Here is a 1,051-nt window from a genome sequence, read left to right as displayed (position 1 = left end):
TTCACGCTTTTTACGAAGGTAAATCTCGTGGCGCAGACGGTTTTCTTCCCGCCGCTTGATCATGTCGCGCAGTACTTCGACAGCATCGAATATGTCACGGGCGATAATCTCGGTGTCGAATGAAGACGTTGGGCCGGACAGGTACACATCGGATTCGTTGATGTGAGCTGTTCTACCCAACTGAGCGGCAAGCTCATGGACTTCCCGAGTGACCTCATCAATATATGCTTGTGGTATATCTACCATTTGCACTGCCCATGAGTGTGATGTGACGTTAATGCTTTTGCCGCAGGTCGGCTTCCAGCACCATGCGCACGTAGCGGGCGTAGGGAATGCCCTTTGCCTTTGCCTTGGCTCGTATTGCTTCCATGAGGATGGAAGGCAGGCGCATGTTCAGGGAAGCTTCCTTCTTTGCGACCTCGAACTGCATTGGCTTGAATTGCTTGAAGTCGAGGGAAGACAGGTCTTGCTCCAAGAAAGCTTCAGCTTCGGCATCGGTCTTGAACTCAGGTACTCGCTTCATAGCTGCTCGCCTCCTTCGCGTGCATGTACCGTGCACTGATCGGACGGATGAGGTTGCCCCGAAAAGCAAACGCCACGAACATGGCCCGGCCATTGACGTAGCCAGCCGCTATGTGCCGGCTCTCGGCGGGCGTCGAGTGCTTGATATCGGGGGCTACTCGCGCTTGGCCTTCCAGAAATAACCGCTCGATTTCTTCTCTGGAAACGCCGTGCTTCCCGCACTTCGGCCAATTGCCGTCATCCCAATCAAAGCCGGTTATGTTCATCTGTAAAACATAGGTTTTTGTCTACACAAAAGCAATACATTGCGGGGGGCTTTCAGCCGACTTGCGCCGTCTCTCCCCCCCCTCCAAATGCGCGCTTGGCCCTTACCGCCGTCCTGTCAGCCATGCCCAGAAGCTCTGCGGTTGTTTCTGCTGTGGCTCTGCGCCTGGCGCAGGCAGGGCCATGGCCAGACGCTTAGCCTGGTCGCGCCATTCGTCACGTTCTGCCGTGGCATTGGCTAGAGCGGCTTCCAGGCTGTTCACCT

Annotated in this window: 2 protein-coding genes; both read right to left on the bottom strand. The window is 55.7% G+C overall.

Annotated elements, in window-relative coordinates; translation table 11 throughout:
- Positions 1 to 274: 274 nt before the first annotated feature.
- Positions 275 to 523, bottom strand: a complete 249-nt coding sequence (locus ACVNHC_RS24470) for a CopG family antitoxin (RefSeq protein WP_186393214.1) — start codon at positions 521 to 523, stop codon at positions 275 to 277.
- On the bottom strand, positions 507 to 788 hold the full coding sequence (locus ACVNHC_RS24465; RefSeq protein ID WP_457169895.1) for a BrnT family toxin: 282 nt from the start codon (positions 786 to 788) through the stop codon (positions 507 to 509). Before ACVNHC_RS24465 ends, ACVNHC_RS24470 begins: the two co-directional genes overlap by 17 nt.
- Between the last annotated feature and the right edge of the window lie 263 nt (positions 789 to 1,051).

This window comes from Pannonibacter sp. Q-1 (genome assembly GCF_054073275.1).
The sequence above is the reverse complement of the archived record's forward strand: the minus strand, read 5'-3'. Positions and strand labels throughout refer to the sequence as shown.